Here is a 19153-nt window from a genome sequence, read left to right as displayed (position 1 = left end):
TGCTGGCAACAGGGCATTGAGCGCCGCTGCGCGCCAGTCCGCCGCCCGCGGATAAAAAAACACCCGGCACCACAGCTGGCGGCCGGGCTTCCGGTCGAGGGTTCCGGAAAGGGGGGAATTCCGGCGGAGCCCGGCTGGCGCGCCAGCCGGGCTCCGCGTCAGGTCATGTCGTGTGAATCCGCGCGGCTACTCCTCATCGGCATGGTGCCGGCCGTTGGCCAGCAGCAGCCCGATCACCGCGCCGACGGCGGCGGCAATCGCTACCGCCTTCAGCGGGGACTCGGCCACGCGGTGCTGGGCCTGCACCACCGCACCATCCATGCGTTCGCGCGCGCGCATCATGCCGTCGGTGGTCTGCGCGCGCAGGCGATGCGCCATGTCGCTGGCGCGTTCGCGCAGGCGGTGGCCGGCCTGCAGGCTCTCGGCCGAGCCCTCGCGCGCCAGCACCTGGATGGTGTGCTCGAGCTGCGAGATCAGCGACTTGACTTCGCTGGACACCGGCGCCGCGGCCTCGCGCGTATCGCGCGCGGCATGCTTGATATGGCGGATCGCACTGTCGGCACTGTCGGACAGGTGGTTCAGTTCCTTCCGGACTTTGGGGTTCTGCGTCAGCATACGGTCTCCTCAGGGTCGGTCGGTCTACGGGGTCAGGCCGGCTTGCGCCGGTTCATCGTCCCCTGCGGACGAGGCCCATCACCGCGGCGACCAGCGCCACGACCAGGAAGATGAAGAACAGGATCTTGGCGATTTCCACGGCGCCGGCGGCGATCCCGCCGAAGCCGAAAATCGCGGCGATCAGGGCGATGACGAAAAATACGAGTGCATATTGCAGCATGGCTAGGCTCCCGAAGATTTCGGACCAGGCCAGGCGCACTGGCGGGGCCCATGTGAGGCTTGCGCCAACGGGTGCAAGCTCATAGCCTCATCGTAGAAAGCCACGCTTCGTGCCAATACCGACAGGCAGCCGATTCCGCTGTCAGCCAAGTCCTACAACGCCTGCCGCGCGCCACGCGGGGCCCCGCGCGGCGCGTGGCGCGCACGCGCCGAGGCTGCCACGCCGGCGCGAAACGCAGCTTTGGAAACCGGCGCCGGGTTGACCCATGGCGGTCGATGTGATTCCATGGGCCCTCCCTTGGCGCCGCGGCGGGCGAGCGCGCCTTCACGATAGGAATTGCCCCATGTTCAAGCAGTCATTTCTCCCTCACACGCTGTTGCTCGCGGGCGGCATCCTGCTGACCCTGGCGGTGCTGGTGGCGTCGGAAACCGGCAATATCCGCCTGCGTGAAAGCTATACCGACGTGATCCGCTCGCAGCGCCTGCAGACCGAGCTGGCCGCGCTCAACGGCGAGCTGGTCAATGCCGAGGCCGGCCAGCGCGGCTTCCTGCTGACCGGCAAGGAGAGCTACCTGGAGCCGTACTACAAGGCGCTGCCGCGCATCGCCGAGCTGATGGCACAGATCCGCGCGGGCTATGCCGATGACCCGGAGGGCCTGAAGCAGTTCGGCGACACCTCCAAGCTGGTCAACAGCAAGCTCAACGAGATGGCGCTGACGCTGGTGTACGGCAAGCGCGACCTGGAAGTGGCGCTGGACCTGATCCGCACCGACTACGGCAAGCAGACCATGGACAACGCCCGCCGCGGGCTCGACCAGTTGCAGGCGCGCGAGGCCGGCGCGGTCTCGCACCGGCTCGAGGGCGCCGAGAACGACGTGCAGCTGTCGCGCTACGGCATCGGCCTGCTCACCGCCATCAACATCATCCTGCTGATGGCGGTCGGCATCGGCCACGCCAAGCGGCTGTCGATGGCCGAGGCGGTGCGCACCCAGCTGGAAGAGGAGAGCGTGCGGCTGGACCGCAAGGTGCGCGCGCGCACGCGCCAGCTGTCGGCGCTCGCGGGCCACCTGCAGCGCGTGACCGAAGACGAGAAGACCCGCCTCGCGCGCGAACTGCATGACGAGCTCGGCGCGATCCTGACCGCGATCAAGCTGGACCTGCACTGGGTGCGGCGCAAGGTACAGGCGGACCAGCCGGTGGCGGCCGAGCGCCTGACGCGCGTGATGCTGCACGTGGACCAGGGCATCCAGATCAAGCGCCGCCTGATCGAGGACCTGCGCCCCACCGTGCTGCTCAACCTGGGACTGCGCGCGGCAGTCACTCAACTGGTCGACGAAGTGGGTGCGCGCAACAACTGGGAGACCGAGGTCAGCGTGCCCGAAGACCTGCCGGCGCTGCGGGACGAAGCTGCGATCGCGCTGTACCGGATCGTGCAGGAATCGCTGACCAATGCCAGCAAGTACTCCGAGGCCAGGCACGTCGAGGTGTCGCTGGCGTGCCAGGGCGAACTGCTGACGCTGACCGTGCGCGACGACGGCAAGGGCCTGCCACCGGACTTCGACGCCGGCAACCAGGCCGGGCACCACGGCTTGCTGGGGATGGAGCAGCGCGTCACGGCGCTGGGCGGCAGCATGCAGATCGATTCGTCGCCGGATGCCGGGGTGCGCATCCGCATCGAAGTGCCGTTGACAGCCTCCGTGCTGGCGCCCGCGGAAGAACCCGAGAGTGCGGAGCCGGCACGCGCCTGAGGCGTCAGCCCTGCGGCGCGGCGTGTTCCTCGATCACGCGGAACACCTGCTCGAGCTCCAGCGACTTGTCGAAGAAGTAGTCGGCGCCCGCCTCGGCGCACTGGCGCCGGTACATCTCGAGCTGGGCATGGTTGGTGTAGACGATGCGCACGGTGCCGGTGCCGGCGCGCTGCATCGCGCGCAGCACGTTGATGCCGTTACCCTGGCGCAACTGCAGGTCGACGATGGCGACGTCGTACTTGCCGGCACCGAGCAGGCGCAGCGCCAGGGCTTCGGTATCGGCCCAGTCGACGTTCTCGATAAACGGGAAATCCTTCAGGTATTCGAGCAGCATGCCACGCAGGACCGCCGAATCTTCAATCAGCAGCACGTTCAGCGCCCGGTAGGAAGTGTTCGAATCCTGCTCCGACATATTTTGTATTGCGGGTCCCTTCCGGGGCGGCCCGCGCGGGGCCGCGATTGAACTGCTATTCCACCAGGCCGTTCTTGATCGCGTAATAGGTCAGGTCAGCGTTGGTCTTCATGCCCATTTTTTCCAGGATGCGCGAACGGTAGGTACTGACGGTCTTGACGCTAAGGAACAGCTCATCGGCGATCACCGACACCGACTGCCCGCGCGACAGCTTGCAGAAGATCTGGAACTCGCGCTCGGACAGCATCTGGTGCACCGGCTGCTCGGTCGGCTTGTCGAGCCCGCCGATCAGCAGGTCGGCCACGGTGGCGCTGACGTAGCGGCGCCCCTGCGCCACCGTGCGGATCGCCTTGACCAGGTCGTCGGGTGCGCTTTCCTTGGTCAGATAGCCGGAGGCACCCGCACGGATCAGGTTGATCGCGTACTGGTCTTCCGGGTACGTCGACAGGATCAGCACCGGCAGGTCGGGCTTGCGCTGGCGGATCAGCTTGAGCACGTCAATGCCGTTGCGGTCCGGCATCGAGATGTCCAGCACCAGCACATCGAACTCGGCATCGCGCAGCTGCGCCATGACTTCGTCGCCACTGCCGGCCTCGCCGGTCACCTGGATATCCGGTTCTTCGGAAATGAACTGACGCAGCCCGGCACGCACAATCTCGTGGTCGTCGGCGATCAGGACGCGGATCATGTGGGGCTCCACGGGTTTAACGGACCGGCACTTTGGCCCGGTGCACGTCGGGTGCAGGCGGAACCGCTTGCGATGTTGTCATTGTAGTGCCGCGCGCGCGCTCGGGCTGTCGGTGTCAGGCTGACAATGCGCGCGGTGGCAAGGCCGGCCGCGGGCGCGCTGCGGCTGCAACGAAAGCAAAGCGGGACGGATAAGATCCGTCCCGCTTTGCTGCGGCGCGTCAGGCCCGTGAACTTCCCTGGAGGGGGCCCGGCGCGGCCTGCACCGGTAGAGGCTGTGGCTAGTACTGCAAGCGACTACCCGGGGTGCTTACTGCGCTTTCGCGCCCGCTTCCGCGCCGGCGCTGACGCCCACGTTCGCGTCGGCCTTCGACTTCTTGGTCGACTTGGCGGCGTGCTTGCCATGCTTGGCCTTGCTGCCGGCCTCTGCCTTGGCCGAGCCGGTGGCGTCGGCGGCGGTGCCGGCGCTCTTGTCGACGGCGGCGCCCGCGGTCGACAGGCCCTTGTCAGCCGCCGTGCCCGCTGCCGACAAGCCCTTGTCGGTCGCCGCGCCGGCGGTCGACAGGCCCTTTTCGGCAGCACCCGCGGCACCCGTGGCGGCGCCGCCGACGGCGTTCAGGCCACCTTGTGCCGCCGCGGCGGGCGCGGGCGTGGTCACCGAGGCACCGACATCGGCCTTGGTGCCGACGGCAGCGCCGGTACCCTGGGCCATGGCCAGCGAGGAAGCCGCGGCGATCGACAGTGCGGACAGGGAGAGCAGCAGTTTCTTCATGGACAGACTCCTTTCAGGATGCCCCACGGCGAAACATTCGCCGCGGTGATCACGCTGGTGATTGCGTGTATCGAGCCCTCAGTCTAGGGAGCCGGACTGCGCCGGTCTGTGAGCAGTTGAAAGGCACTGTAAGGAGTTGTGAGGCGGCCCGCACACCGCCCTGGCGGCGCCGGGCGCAACGCCTGCGACGCTTTTCCTGCTGCATCAACGGGCTGGCGGCAGGGCGCCGGCGCCGCCGCTGCCGCCCGGGCGTCGCACCCGGTTACAGGTTGGGCGCCAGCGCGCGCGCCAGCGCGGCGCGGTCCTCCTGGCGGCGCGCGACCATGTCGTCGAGCTGGTCCTGGCCGATCTTGCCGATGGTGAAGTAGGTCGACTCGGGATGCGCCAGGTAGAAGCCGCTGACCGAAGCCGCCGGCGTCATCGCCAGCGATTCGGTGATGCCCATGCCGATCTCGGCCGCGTCGAGGAATTCGAACATCGGGCCCTTGACGGTGTGTTCCGGGCAGGCCGGATACCCGGGCGCGGGACGGATGCCGCGGTACTTCTCGGCGATCAGCTCGTCGTTGCTCAGCGCCTCGGCGGCGTCATAGCCCCACAGGTCCTTGCGCACGCGCTCGTGCAGGCATTCGGCGAAGCCCTCGGCCAGGCGGTCGGCCAGCGCCTTGAGCATGATCGCGCTGTAGTCGTCGTGGTCGGCCTCGAACTGGGCTTCCTTCTTGTCGACGCCCAGGCCCGCGGTCACCGCGAACACGCCGACATAGTCGGCGATGCCGCTGTCCTTCGGTGCAACGAAGTCGGCCAGGCAGCGGTTGGGCCGGCGCACGCCGTCCACCACCGGGCGCTCGCTCTGCTGGCGCAGGTTGTGCCAGGTCAGCGCGACCTTGGTGCGGGTCTCGTCGGTATAGATCTCGATATCGTCGTCGTTGACGGTGTTGGCCGGCAGCAGCGCGATCACGCCGTTGGCGGTGAGCCAGCGGCCCTGGATCAGCCGCGACAGCATGGCCTTGCCGTCCGAGAACACCTTGCGCGCCGACTCGCCGACGATCTCGTCGTTGAGGATGTCGGGGAATTTGCCGGCCAGGTCCCAGGTCTGGAAGAACGGGCCCCAGTCGATGTAGTTGGCCAGCTCGGCCAGATCGTAGTTGCGGAACACGCGGCGGCCGATGAACTTTGGCTTCGGCGGCACGTAGCGGCTCCAGTCGATCGGCGTCTTGTTGGCGCGCGCCTGCGCCAGCGTCACCATCGGCGTGGCCTTCTTGTTGGCGTGCTGGGTGCGGATGCGCTCGTAGTCGCTCTTCAGCTCGTCCAGGTACCTGGCTGCCCCCTCATCGGACAGCAGGCTCGACGCCACACTGACCGAGCGCGAGGCGTCCGGCACGTACACCACCGGGCCTTCGTAGTTGGGCGCGATCTTGACCGCGGTATGCACGCGCGAAGTGGTGGCGCCGCCGATCAGCAGCGGGATCTTCTTCACGCGGAAGTAGTCGTCACGCTGCATCTCCGACGCGACGTAGGCCATCTCTTCCAGCGACGGCGTGATCAGCCCGGACAGTCCGACAATGTCCGCGCCCTCGACCTTGGCCTTGGCCAGGATCTCGTTGCACGGCACCATCACGCCCATGTTGACCACTTCGAAGTTATTGCACTGGAGCACCACCGAGACGATGTTCTTGCCGATATCGTGCACGTCGCCCTTGACCGTGGCGATCACGATCTTGCCGCGCGCGCGCACGTCGCCGCCGGCCTCGGCCAGCAGGCGCTTTTCTTCCTCGATGAAGGGCAGCAGGTGCGCCACCGCCTGCTTCATCACGCGCGCGCTCTTGACCACCTGTGGCAGGAACATCTTGCCGGCGCCGAACAGGTCGCCGACGATGTTCATGCCGTCCATCAGCGGGCCTTCGATCACCTCGATCGGCCGGCCGCCGCGCGCGGCGACCTGCTGCCGGACTTCCTCGGTGTCTTCGACGATGAAGGTGGTAATGCCATGCACCAGCGCATGCGCCAGGCGTTCGCCCACCGGCACCGGCTGCTCCGGCGTGCCGCGCCAGGCCAGGTTTTCCTCCTTCTTGGCGCCGCCGCCCTTGTAGCGGTCTGCAATCTCCAGCAAACGGTCGGTGGAATCCTCGCGGCGGTTCAGCACCACGTCTTCCACGCGCTCGCGCAATTCGGGATCGAGCTGGTCATACACGCCGAGCTGGCCGGCGTTGACGATGCCCATGTCCATGCCCGCGCCGATCGCGTGGTACAGGAACACGGTGTGGATCGCCTCGCGCACCACGTCGTTGCCGCGGAACGAGAACGACACGTTGGAGACGCCGCCGCTGACCTTGGCGTACGGCAGGTTCTGTTTGATCCAGCGCGTGGCTTCGATGAAGTCCACCGCGTAGTTGTTGTGTTCCTCGATGCCGGTCGCGACCGCGAAGATATTGGGGTCGAAGATGATGTCTTCCGGCGGGAAGCCGACCTCGTTGACCAGGATGTCGTAGCTGCGCTTGCAGATCTCGGTCTTGCGCTCGAACGTGTCGGCCTGGCCTTTCTCGTCGAAGGCCATCACCACGCTGGCCGCACCGTAGCGGCGGATCAGTTCGGCATGGTGGCGGAACTGCTCCTCGCCCTCTTTCAGCGAGATCGAGTTCACCACCGGCTTGCCCTGCACGCACTGCAGGCCGGCCTCGATCACCTCCCACTTGGACGAATCCAGCATGATCGGCACGCGCGCGATGTCGGGCTCGGACGCGATCAGGTTCAGGAAGCGAACCATCGCGGCCTTCGAGTCCAGCATGGCCTCGTCCATGTTGATGTCGATGATCTGCGCGCCGTTCTCGACCTGCTGGCGGGCCACCGCCAGCGCCTCGTCGAACTGGCCGTTCAGGATCATGCGCGCGAAGGCCTTGGAGCCGGTCACGTTGGTGCGCTCGCCGACATTGACGAACAGCGTGTCGTCGTCGATGGTGAAGGGCTCGAGGCCGGACAGGCGCATCGGGCGCGGGGGCAGTTGGTTGTCGCTCATGTTGTCGGGCTCTCGGGCTCAGGCGGCGTCGCGATACTGGCCGGGCCAGCTGCGGGGTTTCTTGTCGGCCACGCGCTGGGCGATGGCGGCGATATGCTCGGGCGTGGTGCCGCAGCAGCCGCCCACCAGGTTCACCAGCCCGGAGGCGGCGAACTCTTCCACCAGCGACGACGTGACCTCGGGGGTTTCGTCGAAACCCGTGTCGCTCATCGGATTCGGCAAACCCGCGTTCGGATAGCAAGACACCGCGGCATCGCAGATCTTGGCCAGCTCGGCGATATACGGACGCATCAGCGTCGCGCCGAGCGCGCAGTTCAGGCCGAAGGTGACCGGCCGCGCGTGGCGCAGGCTGTTCCAGAACGCCTCGACGGTCTGGCCCGACAGGATCCGGCCCGAGGCATCGGTCACGGTGCCCGAGATCATCACCGGCACGCGTTCGCCGGTGTCCTCGAACAGCTGGTCGATGGCGAACAGCGCGGCCTTGGCGTTGAGGGTGTCGAAGATGGTCTCGACCAGGAACACGTCGGCGCCGCCTTCGAGCAGTGCCTTGCCTTGTTCGTAGTACGACTCGCGCAATTCCTCGAAGGTGACGTTGCGCGCGCCGGGGTCGTTCACGTCGGGCGAAATGCTGGCGGTCTTGGGCGTGGGGCCGAAGGCGCCGGCGACGAAGCGCGGCTTGTCGGGCGTGCTGTACTTGTCGCAGGCGGCGCGCGCCAGGCGCGCGGCCTCGACGTTCATCTCGTACGCCAGCTCGGCCATCTTGTAGTCTTCCTGCGCCACGCGCGTGGCGCCGAAGGTATTGGTCTCGATCAGGTCGGCGCCGGCGGCGAGGTATTGCTCGTGAATCTCGCTGATGACCTGCGGGCGCGTCAGCAGCAGCAGTTCGTTGTTGCCCTTGACGTCGACCTTGTGTTCGGCGAAGCGCTCGCCGCGGTAGTCGGCCTCGCTCAGCTTGTAGCGCTGGATCATGGTGCCCATGGCGCCATCCAGGATCAGGATGCGTTCTTGCAGCAGCCGGGGCAGCTCGGCAGCCCGGGTGTAGGGGCGCGGTGCGGCCGCGCGGGATTCAGGGGCACTCATGGCGGGGAACTCTGGAAAGGCGGGTCCGGCGGAGCTTCGACGGTAGGCCGCGGTGGCCGATGGCGGCCAAAGAGGTGCGATTTTATCAGGTGTATCAAGGCCTTGCGGGCGCCGTCGGTTGCCTGCCGGACGCTCCGGCGCCTACACTGAGAGACGTAAACATCACCGTCCGGCGACTCGCGCCGCGCCTCTTCCGACCATGCAACACCTGTCCCCGACCGATGCCCACGCCTTGCTGGCGCAATCGCCCGAGACGCTCTTCATCGACTGCCGCAGCGAAATGGAATACCTGTTCGTCGGCCATCCCAAGGGCGCGCACAACGTGCCCTGGAACGACGGCCCGGACTGGGAGGTCAACCCGCATTTCGTGCAGATGGTGAAGAAGCTCGCCGGGCAGGCCTCGGCGCGGCCGGTGCTGCTGATCTGCCGCAGCGGTAATCGCTCGTCCGCCGCGGCCCGCGCGCTCGAGGGCGCGGGTTTTTCCAACGTCCGCTTTGTGCTGCACGGCTTCGAGGGCGACCTCGACGCGGAGCGCCACCGCAATACGCTCAACGGGTGGCGCCACGACGGGCTGCCGTGGGAGCAGTACTGAGCCATTGCACTGCGCGGCACGAAAGCAAAAGCCCGCCGGAGCGGGCTTGTTCTCGTCGCGAACCGGGCGGGCGTCGGCTCGGGGCGCCAGCCCGGCGGGGCCGCTCAGTGCATCACCAGCGGGTGCGTCATGACGTTGTCGAACTTGCCGAGGAAGTCGTCGACCTCCTCCACCGACGGCTCACTTTCGATCAGCCGCTTGACGTCGGCGCGGAAACTCTCGGCGAGCTGGCCGCCGAGGAAAATCTCACGCTTCAGGTTCTTGTCGACGATTTCGTAGCCCCCGAATTCAAGCGGCGCTTGCTCGACATCCGCACCGAATTCGACGATGCAGTAGTTGTCGCTGTTGTAGATCATTTGCATGGCACACCTCCTGGGCGTCATGGATGGGCGGCTCGCCCTTGTGGTTCTTGCCTCAGTTGTTGCCATGAGGGGGGCGCCGCGGCTTTACCTCCAAACTTGGGGTGACCGGCGGGAAATCAAGTTATCGCGTGCCTGTCACCACGTTGCCACGATTCTCTGCCTTACATGAATTGGGCATCGGCCAATGCAACAAGTTTCTTGAGCCTGGAACATCAGTGTGTTGCTTGTCACGGAACGTCGCACTGGCCCCCGCATGCGGCGCTCCCCAGGAAGGCGTCCAGCGCGGCGTGGAAGCGTTCCGGCTGCTCCACGTGCACCAGGTGCGCCGCTTGCGGCACCACTTCGAGCCGTGACCCGGCGATCGCCGCAGCAATGCTTTGTGCCATCGCCACGGTAGCGCCCTGGTCCTGCTCGCCCGCTACTACCAGCGTAGGACAATGAATGCGGGAAAGCGCGCCCGCCAGGTCGAAAGCCATGATGGCCTCGGCCACACCCACGTATCCACGTACCGGAGTCGCCACCAACATGTCGCGGATACGCAACACCTCGTCCTGATGTGACGCATGGAACGCCGGCGTCAGCCAGCGCCCGAGGGTGGCATCGGCCAGCCCCGCCATGCCGTGGGCCTCGGCCTGGCCGATGCGGTTGTGCCACATCGGGTGGGCTTCCATCGGCGTCTGGCTGTTGGTCGCCACCAGCGTCAGCGACAGCAGCCGTTCCGGATGGCGCAGCCCCATGCTCTGCCCGATCATCCCGCCGACCGAGATGCCGCAGAAGTGCGCCTGCGGAATCTGCAGCGCGTCCATCACCGCGACCACGTCGTCGGCCAGTCGCGTCATGGTGTAGGGGCCGAGCGGGGCATCGCTGGCGCCATGGCCGCGCAGGTCCGGGCGCACCACACGGTAGCGGCCGGCCAGGTGCCTGGCGGTGAGGTCCCACAGGGTATGGTCGGCCGCCAGGGCATGGGTCAGGATCACCCAGGGCCCGTCGGCGCCGTCCAGGCGCACGTGCAGGTCGGCGCCGTCGGCGTGGATGCGGCGGGTTTCAGTGGGCGGCGTGGCAACGGTCATGGCTGGGACTCCTTTCGGTCAAGCATGCGTTGGAAATGCGCAAACCTGCAGCGCTACGGTCCTTCCTTGCCGCGGTACACCAGGTCGATCTGGGTGCCGTCGGGCTCGGTCTGGCGCAACCGCACCGGCATCCAGCCGAGCGACTGCGCCAGCCAGACCTCGACGCGGCGCCGGTCGTTGGCGCGGCGCGGCAGCCGCACAAAGTGCTTGGCGCGCACCACGCCCTGGCCGGTGTCGACCTCGACCTCTCCAACATACTGCACTTGCATCGGTTCGACATCCCGGGTGTCGGCCACCTGGAACGCTTCCGTCACACCGGGCGTGAGGTAGCGCTGGGGATTGCCGCGCACCAGGCCCACCAGTTGCAGGAAGACGCTGAAGCGGTCCTGGGCGCCGGGTGGAAACGGCGCCTGCGCGCCCGAGGCAAAGGCCACGGTGCCGGCCGCGGTGTCGATGCGCGAGGCCTCGACCTTGTTGCGGCGGCGCTCTTCGTAGCGTTCCGGCAACAGCCCCTGCTCGGTCACCGCGCCGCTGCTCTGGAAGGCAAAGCGGAACCACAGCACGCGGGTCTCGACCGCGAGCCGGTAGCGGCTGCCGTCCTGCTCCCAGCGGATCAGGCCATCCGGGTTCTGCACGCCATTGACGAAGCTGGCGTAATGCATGGTCGCGGACGGGGGCGCGCTGTAGCGCACGCCGTTGACCCCGCCCTGCGGGCCGCCAGACGGGGCCGGCGCGGCGGCGGCTGCGGGCGCGGCCGCGCTGCCTTCGCCGCCGCTGCCGGCGGCCATCTCGGTAGCGCCCTGCGGGCTGGTGGCAAGCGGTGGCGCCGGCTCGGGCGCGGGGGCGGGCACTTCCGGTTCAGGCCGCGGTGCCGCGGGCTTGGGCTGCGGGCGCGGCGCGCGCGCGATCGGGCGCGGCTTGGGTGGGGCTGGCGGCGCCGGCGGCGGCAGCAGCACGGCTTCCAGCGTGGGGGTATCGCTGACATCGACCGGGATCAGCGGCCCCGGCATGCGCACCAGCCCCACCACCGCCAGCAGGTGGACCAGCAGCACCAGCGCAATCACAAAAATCCAGCGGCGCCGGCGCCAGACGCGGGGATCCGCGCCTGGACGGGCATGGGTATCAGGCGGGGCCGGTTTGTCCGGCCGGGGCGGCGGCACCAAGGTAGCCGAGTTCCGATGAGAGCTGTTGGGCGATGGCGCGTACGCGGCGATCCATCGTACCGCCCCATTCTGCATCGAATATGCTTTGCGCGCCCAGCACGATCAGCCCCATGGCGAGATGGCCGTTGGCGTCGAACACCGGCATCGAGAACGCGTTGATGCCCGGCAGCACGCCGCCGAGCGTGCGCGCGGCACCGTGCGCGCGCACCTCGGCGCAGATCGCCTCGTAGTCGGCCATCGTGCGCGGCATGTCGGGCACGCCGTCATGGCCGCGCGCGCCCAGTTCGCGCTCGATCAGCGGCAGGGTCTGCTTGCGCGGCAGGTAGGCGCCGTAGAGCCGGCCGGTGGCGGAGTTAAGCATCGGCATCACGTCGCCCAGGCGCAGGCTGACGGTCACGGGGTGGCTGGACTCCTCCCAGTGCACCACCGTGGGACCGTGGTTGCCCCACACGGCGATGCCGGCGGTCAGGTCCAGCTCGTCGCGCAGCTGCGACAGGATCGGGCGCGCCTTCTTGACCGGGTCGAGGCGGTTCAGCCCGGCCAGCCCCAGTTGCAGCGCGAACGGCCCCAGGTCATAGCGCCCGCTCACGGGATCCTGCGCCACAACCCCCAGCCGCATGAAGCTGACCAGGTAGCGGTGGGCCTTGGCCGGGTTCATGTCGGCGGCGGCAGCCAGGTCCCGCAGCATCATCGCGCGCGGCGATGCCGCGAGCGCCTGCAGCAGCCTGAAGCCCACCTCGATGGACTGGATGCCGGAACGCAGCTTGGCGTCTTCTTCTTCGATCTCTGACATGCGGGTGGCAGGGCGTGTGCTTGGTGGCTTGAGAGAGGGAAAAATCCTAGGTGAATTTACTATAGCGAAATCGATTTACCAATTTTTAAGCGATCGGTAGACTTTCTTCGCTACAGACCTGGCCGGCGGGCGCACGTGCGGCTCGCCACACCGGGCCCCGTTTTACCATGGAGACCACCGATGCGCCCCCCTGGCTACTTCCGCCCCGCTCTCGCCGTCCTTGCCGCCGCTCCCCTGCTTGCCCTGCTGTGCGCCGCCAGCGCGCCCGCGCGCGCAGACAACTGGCCGTCGCAGCCGATCCGCTGGGTGGTGCCCTACCCCGCCGGCGGCGGCACCGATGTGGTAGCGCGCACGGTGGCCCAGGCGATCACGCCGGCACTGGGCAAGCAGGTAGTGGTCGACAACCGGCCAGGCGCCGCCACCATCGTCGGCGCCGATGCCGTGGCGCATGCCAAGCCCGACGGCTACACCGTGCTGACCGCCGATACCGCCACGCTGGCCGCCAATCCGTCGCTGTACAAGAAGCTGCCGTACAACGCCGACAAGGACTTCGTCCATATCGGCCAGCTGGCGCGCTTCCCGCTGGTGCTGGTGGCCACCCCGAACTTCCCCGCGCGCACGCTCAGGGAAGCAATCGACTATGCGCAGAAGCATCCGGGCAAGGTCAACTTTGCCTCGCCGGGCGCGGGCAGCCCGCACCATCTGGCGATGGAACTGTTCATGGACCAGACCCGGGTCAAGATGACGCACGTGCCCTACAAGGGCGCAGCGCCCGCGGTGCAGGACCTGCTCGCGGGCCAGGTTGACCTGATGTTCCTGGACCTGGCCTCGGGCCAGCAGAACGTGCAGGCCGGCAAGCTGCGCGCGCTGGGCGTGGCCACGCCCAAGCGCCTCACCGTGCTGCCGAGTGTGCCGACCGTCGCCGAAGGCGGCGTGGCCGGCTTCGAGGCCTACGCCTGGCAAGGCATGGTGGCGCCGGCCGGTACGCCCAAGGCCGTGGTCACGCGGCTGAACGCCGAACTGGTCAAGGCGCTGAAGACGCCCGAGGTGCAGAAGAAGCTGGAAGGCGTGGGCGTCGAAGCGGTCTCGAGCACGCCCGAGGAATTCGCCAGCTACGCGCGTGCCGAGGCCGAGCGCTGGGGCAAGCTGATCAAAGCCAAGGGCATCACGGTCGACTGAGCGGCGCGTGCGCCGCGTTAGACTAGCGCCCATTGCGCCTGCCCGGCAGGCGCCCCCGGATCCCTACCGCATCCCATGAAACTCGCAACCCTGAAGGACGGTTCGCGCGACGGCCAGCTGGTGGTCGTGTCGCGCGACCTGAAGACCGCGCACTTCGCCACCGACATCGCCGGCAAGCTGCAGACCGTGCTCGACGACTGGCAGTTCTACGCACCGCAGCTGCAGGACCTGTACGACGCGCTCAACGGCGGCCGCGCGCGCCATCCGTTCCCGTTCGCGCCGAAAGACTGCATGGCGCCGCTGCCGCGCGCCTACCAGTGGGCCGACGGCTCGGCCTACGTCAACCATGTGGAGCTGGTGCGCAAGGCACGCGGTGCCGAGATGCCGCCCGAGTTCTGGACCGACCCGCTGATGTACCAGGGCGGCTCCGACGATTTCCTCGGTCCGCATGACGACATCGTCTGCGCCAGCGAGGCCTTCGGCATCGACTTCGAGGCCGAGGTGGCGGTGATCACCGGCGACGTCAGGATGGGCGCCACCCCGGAGCAGGCCGGCGAGGCCATCCGGCTGGTGCTGCTGGCCAACGATGTCTCGCTGCGCAACCTGATCCCGGCCGAACTGGGCAAGGGCTTCGGCTTCTTCCAGAGCAAGCCGGCGACGGCGTTCGCGCCGGTGGCGGTGACCCCCGACGAACTGGGCGAAGCCTGGCGCGAGCGCAAGGTGCACCTGCCGATGACCGTGCACTGGAACAGCAAGAAGGTGGGCCAGCCCGACTGCGGCACCGACATGGTGTTCGACTTCGGCCAGCTGATCGCGCATATCTGCAAGACCCGCAACGTGCGCGCCGGCAGCATCGTCGGCTCGGGCACGATCTCCAACGTCGACCGCAACAAGGGCTACTGCTGCATCGCCGAGAAGCGCATGCTCGAGACCATCGACGCAGGCAAGCCGGTGACCGAATTCATGAAGTTCGGCGACGCGGTCAAGATCGAGATGTTCGACGCGCAGGGTCATTCGGTGTTCGGCGCGATCGACCAGCTGGTGGCGGCTGCCTGAGGACCGCCGGGCCGGGGGCGCAACCGCGCGCCGGATTTGCATATAATTAACCGACCGATCGGTTGGTAAATTAACCTGCTTCCCGCGCCCGCGCTGGCGTCCACCTCAAAGGCCCCCATGACCACTCCCTCCGCTGACAACGCCGCCCTGTCCCCGCGCTACGCGCGCTATCGCGCGCTGACCCTGCGCCGCCACGGCCCGATCCTGGAAATCGTCATGGGCGCGGCCCAGTCGGCCAACCAGAAGCTGGCCACCGCCGACGCCAACATGCACCGCGAGCTGGCCGAGATCTGGCGCGACGTCTCCGCCGACCCCGAGGTGCGCGTGGCGCTGATCCGCGGCGAGGGCAAGGGCTTCTCCGCCGGCGGCGACCTGGCGCTGGTCGAGGACATGGCCAACGACTTCGACACCCGCACCCGGGTCTGGCACGAGGCGCGCGACCTGGTCTACAACGTCATCAACTGCGACAAGCCGGTGGTCTCGGCGATGCACGGCCCGGCCGTCGGCGCCGGGCTGGTGGCGGGCCTGCTGGCCGATATCTCGATCGCGGCGAAGACCGCGCGCATCGTCGACGGCCATACCCGGCTGGGCGTGGCCGCGGGCGATCATGCCGCGATCGTGTGGCCGCTGCTGTGCGGAATGGCCAAGGCCAAGTACTATCTGATGCTGTGCGAGTCGGTCAGCGGCGAAGAGGCCGAGCGGATCGGCCTGGTCTCGCTGGCGGTGGATGAGGACGAACTGGTGGCGCGCGCCTTCGAGGTGGCCAACCGGCTGGCGGCGGGGTCGCAGAGCGCGATCCGCTGGACCAAGTACGCCCTCAACAACTGGCTGCGCATGGCCGGCCCCGCTTTCGATACCTCGCTGGCGCTCGAATTCATGGGCTTTGCCGGCCCCGACGTGCACGAAGGCATGGCGAGCCTGCGCGAAAAGCGGCCGCCTCAGTTCAGGTAACGACGACGCAGCCGCGCCCCCGGAGGTCCGGGCACCGGGCTGCGCCGCACACGGAGCGCGCGACCATGTTCGGACAGATTCCCGATTTCACCAACGGCTTCGACTTCATGCGCCGGCTATGGGGTGGCGGCGCCGGCATGCCCGCCGGCCTGATGCCCGGCCTGCAGGCGATGACGCCGCCGATGGACCTGGAAGACCTCGACAAGCGCATTGCCGACCTGAAGGCGGTGGAAAGCTGGCTGCAGCTCAATACCAACCTGCTGCGCACCACCATCCAGGGACTGGAAGTGCAGCGCGCCACGCTGGTGGCGCTGCAGACCTTCGGCAACGCGCTGTCGCCCGAGGCGATGCAATCGGCGATGGAAAACGTCGCACGCGCGGCCAACGCGCCCAGCGCCGAGGCGCCGCAGCGCACCGGCGCGGATACTGGCGCCAATACCGGCCCAGACACCGGCAGCGGCGCGCAGGCCGAGCCACCGGCCGCCGAGCCGGCGCAGGCCGGCGCCAGCGACGCCGATGCGGCCCAGGCGCCCAACGCTGCGCTGTGGTGGGACATGCTGCAACAGCAGTTCAACCAGATTGCCAGCAGCGCCGCGGCGGCCAGCATGGTGCCGTTCGGCATGGGCGCCTTTGGCGCGACAGGCGCCGCCACGCCAGCCGACACCAAGCCATCCAGCGCCGAGAAACCGGCGACCGCGGCAGCCGGCAAGACACCCTCGTCCGGTACCGCCAGCCCTGCCGCGAAGAAGGCGCCGGCGAAAAAGGCGCCGGCGAAGAAAGCGGCTGCCAAAAAGTCGGCCACGGCCAGGCCGGCCCGGGAAGCCGGCAAGGGCGGCACCGCAGGCAATGGCGGCAATGGCAGCAATGGCAGCAGCAACGGCGCCGGCGGCAGCGTCACCAACTGATCCCGCCGCTGCCTGACGCCCCCTTCCCGCAACCGCTCATGCACCGAGATTCGCTGCCGCTGCCCCCTGCAGCGCCCGCCTTCGCGCCCGCTTCCACGCCGAACCCCGCCGCCACCGCCCTGATCCTGATGGGCGGCGGCGCGCGCGCCGCCTACCAGGCCGGCGTGCTCAACGGCGTGGCCGGCATCGCCGCGCGCCATGGCAAGGCGCGGGCCGCGCTGCCGTTCGGCATCCTCGCCGGCACCTCGGCCGGGGCCATCAACGGCGCGGGGCTGGCCATCCATGCCGGCGATTTCGAGGCCGCCACGCAGAGCCTGGGGGCACTCTGGCACAGCATCCATGCCGACGAGGTCTACCGCACCGACGTGCTGCGCGTGGGGGTGTCGGGCGCGCGCTGGCTGTCGGCGCTGGCGCTGGGCTGGGCCACGCAGCGGCGCGCGCCGCGCGCGCTGTTCGACAACACCCCGCTAGGCAGCATGCTGGGCGAGCTGTTCGAGCCCGCGCGGGTGCAGGCCAGCCTGGACAGCGGCGCGCTGCAGGCGTTCGCGGTCACGGCGCTGTCGTACAGCACCGGGCGCCACGTGACCTTCTACCAGTCGCACCACCGCATCCATCCGTGGCACCGCAGCCAGCGCATCGCGGTGCCGGCGCAGATCACGGTGGACCACCTGCTGGCCTCGTCGTCGATCCCGTTCCTGTTCCCGGCCATGCCGCTGGAACTCGATGGGCACCACGAGTGGTTCGGCGACGGCACCATGCGCCAGATGTCGCCGCTGTCGCCGGCGATCCACCTGGGCGCGTCGCGCATCCTGGCGATCGGCGCGGCCTCGCGCCAGCGCTCGGGCTGGTTCGACACCATGCCGGGCGGTGGCTATCCGTCGCTGGCGCAGGTGGGCGGCCAGGCGCTGGCCAGCATCTTCCTGGACGGCCTGAACGCCGACCTGGAGCGGCTGCTGCACATCAACCGGCTGCTGGCGCGCATGCCCGAGGTGGCCGGCGACCGTGAGGGCTGGCGCCCGGTGCAGGTGATGACGGTGGCGCCCAGCGAGCCGATCGAGGCCATCGCCGCCGAGCACCAGAAGCAGTTGCCGCGCACCGTGCGCGCGCTGCTGGCGCCGCTGGGCGGCACCGAGGCGCGCGGCGCCGCGTTCGCCAGCTACCTGCTGTTCGAGCCGGCCTTTACGCAGGCGCTGATCGCGCTGGGCGAGCGCGACGCCGAAGCTCAGGCCGACGAGCTGGCGGCCTTCCTCTACGGCATCGTGCCGGGCACGGCGCCGGCCGCGCCCGGCACGGACGACCACGCGGCCGAGCAGGCAGTCTCTCCCTGAGTTGCCGCCGTCACATGACGGTCTCAGAGGCGCCCGCGCTGGCACTTTGACGCGCCGCCGCGGCGTTGATCGCCCGGAAAAATGCAGAAGGCGCCGGCAAACCCCGTCGGGCGTTGCATATTTGCCCCGCTCCGGACTAAAAAAGGAGAGAAGAGAATAATTCGCATCTGGTAGAATCTGCCCGTAATTTCAAAGGCTTACCATGCTCTACCCCGAACTGTTCAAATCGTTGGAAGCCGTCCGCTGGCACATGGACAAGGACATTCCCTGGGAGTCCTTCGACGCCAGCATGCTGACGGACGACCAGGCCAAGACCATTCGCATGAATGCGATCACGGAATGGTCCGCCCTGCCCGCCACCGAGATGTTCCTGCGCGACAACCGCCACGACTCTGACTTTTCGGCGTTCATGAGCATCTGGTTCTTCGAGGAACAGAAGCATTCGCTGGTGCTGATGGAGTACCTGCGCCGCTTCCGCCCGGACCTGGTGCCGACCGAGGAAGAACTGCACGCGGTGCGCTTCGAGTTCGACCCGGCGCCGCCGCTGGAAACGCTGATGCTGCATTTCTGCGGCGAGATCCGCTTGAACCACTGGTACCGCCGTGCCGCCGAATGGCACACCGAACCGGTGATCAAGCATATCTACCGCACCCTGTCGCAGGACGAAGCCCGCCATGGCGGCGCCTACCTGCGCTACATGAAGAAGTACCTGGCGCAGTTCGGCGACAGCGCGCGCGCGGCCTTCGCCAAGATCGGCGTGCTGATGGCCTCGGCGCGCCGCACCGAGAAGCCGCTGCATCCGACCAACCTGCACGTCAACAAGGCGCTGTTCCCCAACGACACGGTGCAGTCGCGCCTGCCGGACCCGGACTGGCTGGAGCACTGGCTGGACGAGCAGATCCGCTTCGACGAAGGCTGGGAGAAGAAGGTGATCGAACGGATCCTGCACAACATGTCGCTGCTGTTCGAACGTACCTTTGAAACGGTGCAGGACCTGAACCGCTACCGCAAGGAGCTGAACGCCAGCCTGCAAGGCGCCGGCGCGGCCCGCCCGGCGCAGGCCTGAGCGGTCCGGCCCGGACACAAAAAAAGCCCCGCCGAAGCGGGGCATTTTTTTACCTTCTTTTTTTGCCTTCGCGCATTCCCGACAAATGCGGCCCGCGGCGGCGCGCCGGATCGGGTCCGGCCCTGGCGGGTAGGGCGCAACGCCG

General features: G+C 68.1%; 19 protein-coding genes. 8 read left to right on the top strand and 11 right to left on the bottom strand.

What is annotated here, in order from left to right:
* Window positions 1-186 precede the first annotated feature (186 nt).
* Together MKD50_RS26115 and MKD50_RS26110 are read right to left on the bottom strand one after the other, a co-directional pair.
* On the bottom strand, window positions 187-615 hold the full coding sequence (locus tag MKD50_RS26115; protein WP_115703021.1) for a DUF883 family protein: 429 nt from the start codon (window positions 613-615) through the stop codon (window positions 187-189).
* A gap of 52 nt (window positions 616-667) precedes the next feature.
* Entirely contained in the window at window positions 668-835 is a 168-nt protein-coding gene (locus MKD50_RS26110; protein ID WP_010812883.1) for a DUF1328 domain-containing protein, read from the bottom strand.
* Window positions 836-1178: 343 nt separating this feature from the next.
* Between MKD50_RS26110 and MKD50_RS26105 the strand changes: the two genes are divergently transcribed.
* Complete coding sequence (locus tag MKD50_RS26105) at window positions 1179-2582, top strand: sensor histidine kinase (protein WP_252669328.1); 1404 nt, start codon at window positions 1179-1181, stop codon at window positions 2580-2582.
* A gap of 4 nt (window positions 2583-2586) precedes the next feature.
* On the opposite strand, the gene MKD50_RS26100 is transcribed toward MKD50_RS26105, so the two are convergent.
* The 5 genes from MKD50_RS26100 to MKD50_RS26080 form a co-directional block, all read right to left on the bottom strand.
* Window positions 2587-2994, bottom strand: coding sequence for a response regulator (locus MKD50_RS26100; RefSeq protein ID WP_018006647.1), 408 nt, complete (start codon window positions 2992-2994; stop codon window positions 2587-2589).
* 55 nt (window positions 2995-3049) lie between these two features.
* Entirely contained in the window at window positions 3050-3682 is a 633-nt protein-coding gene (locus MKD50_RS26095; RefSeq protein ID WP_018006648.1) for a response regulator, read from the bottom strand.
* Between the two features lie 309 nt (window positions 3683-3991).
* A complete protein-coding gene (locus MKD50_RS26090; protein WP_115703017.1) occupies window positions 3992-4453 on the bottom strand; it encodes a hypothetical protein in 462 nt (153 codons plus the stop codon).
* 262 nt (window positions 4454-4715) lie between these two features.
* Entirely contained in the window at window positions 4716-7463 is a 2748-nt protein-coding gene (gene metH / locus MKD50_RS26085; RefSeq protein ID WP_252669326.1) for a methionine synthase, read from the bottom strand.
* 18 nt (window positions 7464-7481) lie between these two features.
* Complete coding sequence (locus MKD50_RS26080) at window positions 7482-8543, bottom strand: homocysteine S-methyltransferase family protein (RefSeq protein WP_115679112.1); 1062 nt, start codon at window positions 8541-8543, stop codon at window positions 7482-7484.
* Between the two features lie 199 nt (window positions 8544-8742).
* On the opposite strand from MKD50_RS26080, the gene MKD50_RS26075 reads away from it, so the two are divergent.
* A complete protein-coding gene (locus MKD50_RS26075) occupies window positions 8743-9135 on the top strand; it encodes a rhodanese-like domain-containing protein (RefSeq protein ID WP_018006652.1) in 393 nt (130 codons plus the stop codon).
* A 104-nt stretch (window positions 9136-9239) separates the two neighbouring features.
* Here MKD50_RS26075 and MKD50_RS26070 read toward each other — a convergent pair whose 3' ends face one another.
* From MKD50_RS26070 to MKD50_RS26055, 4 genes are all read right to left on the bottom strand, one after another.
* Complete coding sequence (locus tag MKD50_RS26070; protein WP_012351433.1) at window positions 9240-9497, bottom strand: BTH_I0359 family protein; 258 nt, start codon at window positions 9495-9497, stop codon at window positions 9240-9242.
* A 227-nt stretch (window positions 9498-9724) separates the two neighbouring features.
* Window positions 9725-10567, bottom strand: coding sequence for an alpha/beta fold hydrolase (locus tag MKD50_RS26065; RefSeq protein WP_115703013.1), 843 nt, complete (start codon window positions 10565-10567; stop codon window positions 9725-9727).
* A 53-nt stretch (window positions 10568-10620) separates the two neighbouring features.
* Entirely contained in the window at window positions 10621-11631 is a 1011-nt protein-coding gene (locus MKD50_RS26060) for a DUF3108 domain-containing protein (RefSeq protein ID WP_252669324.1), read from the bottom strand.
* A gap of 58 nt (window positions 11632-11689) precedes the next feature.
* Window positions 11690-12523, bottom strand: coding sequence for an IclR family transcriptional regulator (locus tag MKD50_RS26055; protein ID WP_252669322.1), 834 nt, complete (start codon window positions 12521-12523; stop codon window positions 11690-11692).
* Between the two features lie 180 nt (window positions 12524-12703).
* Between MKD50_RS26055 and MKD50_RS26050 the strand changes: the two genes are divergently transcribed.
* The 6 genes from MKD50_RS26050 to MKD50_RS26025 all read left to right on the top strand — a co-directional run bounded on the left by MKD50_RS26050 (window position 12704) and on the right by MKD50_RS26025 (window position 19008).
* Window positions 12704-13702: a Bug family tripartite tricarboxylate transporter substrate binding protein gene (locus MKD50_RS26050; protein WP_252669320.1), complete on the top strand. Its 999-nt coding sequence runs from the start codon at window positions 12704-12706 to the stop codon at window positions 13700-13702.
* Between the two features lie 75 nt (window positions 13703-13777).
* Window positions 13778-14758: a fumarylacetoacetate hydrolase family protein gene (locus tag MKD50_RS26045; RefSeq protein ID WP_252669318.1), complete on the top strand. Its 981-nt coding sequence runs from the start codon at window positions 13778-13780 to the stop codon at window positions 14756-14758.
* Window positions 14759-14875: 117 nt separating this feature from the next.
* Window positions 14876-15709 (top strand): enoyl-CoA hydratase/isomerase family protein, encoded by an 834-nt coding sequence (locus MKD50_RS26040; RefSeq protein WP_252669316.1) that lies wholly within the window; start codon window positions 14876-14878, stop codon window positions 15707-15709.
* Window positions 15710-15774: 65 nt separating this feature from the next.
* Window positions 15775-16614, top strand: coding sequence for a PhaM family polyhydroxyalkanoate granule multifunctional regulatory protein (locus MKD50_RS26035; protein WP_115703003.1), 840 nt, complete (start codon window positions 15775-15777; stop codon window positions 16612-16614).
* Window positions 16615-16652: 38 nt separating this feature from the next.
* Window positions 16653-17942 (top strand): patatin-like phospholipase family protein, encoded by a 1290-nt coding sequence (locus tag MKD50_RS26030; protein WP_115703001.1) that lies wholly within the window; start codon window positions 16653-16655, stop codon window positions 17940-17942.
* 202 nt (window positions 17943-18144) lie between these two features.
* A complete protein-coding gene (locus MKD50_RS26025) occupies window positions 18145-19008 on the top strand; it encodes a ferritin family protein (protein ID WP_115702999.1) in 864 nt (287 codons plus the stop codon).
* The last annotated feature ends 145 nt before the right edge of the window (window positions 19009-19153 follow it).

It is taken from the genome of Cupriavidus mimosae, from assembly GCF_023952485.1.
Lineage (GTDB): Bacteria > Pseudomonadota > Gammaproteobacteria > Burkholderiales > Burkholderiaceae > Cupriavidus > Cupriavidus taiwanensis_C.
The sequence above is the reverse complement of the archived record's forward strand: the minus strand, read 5'-3'. Positions and strand labels throughout refer to the sequence as shown.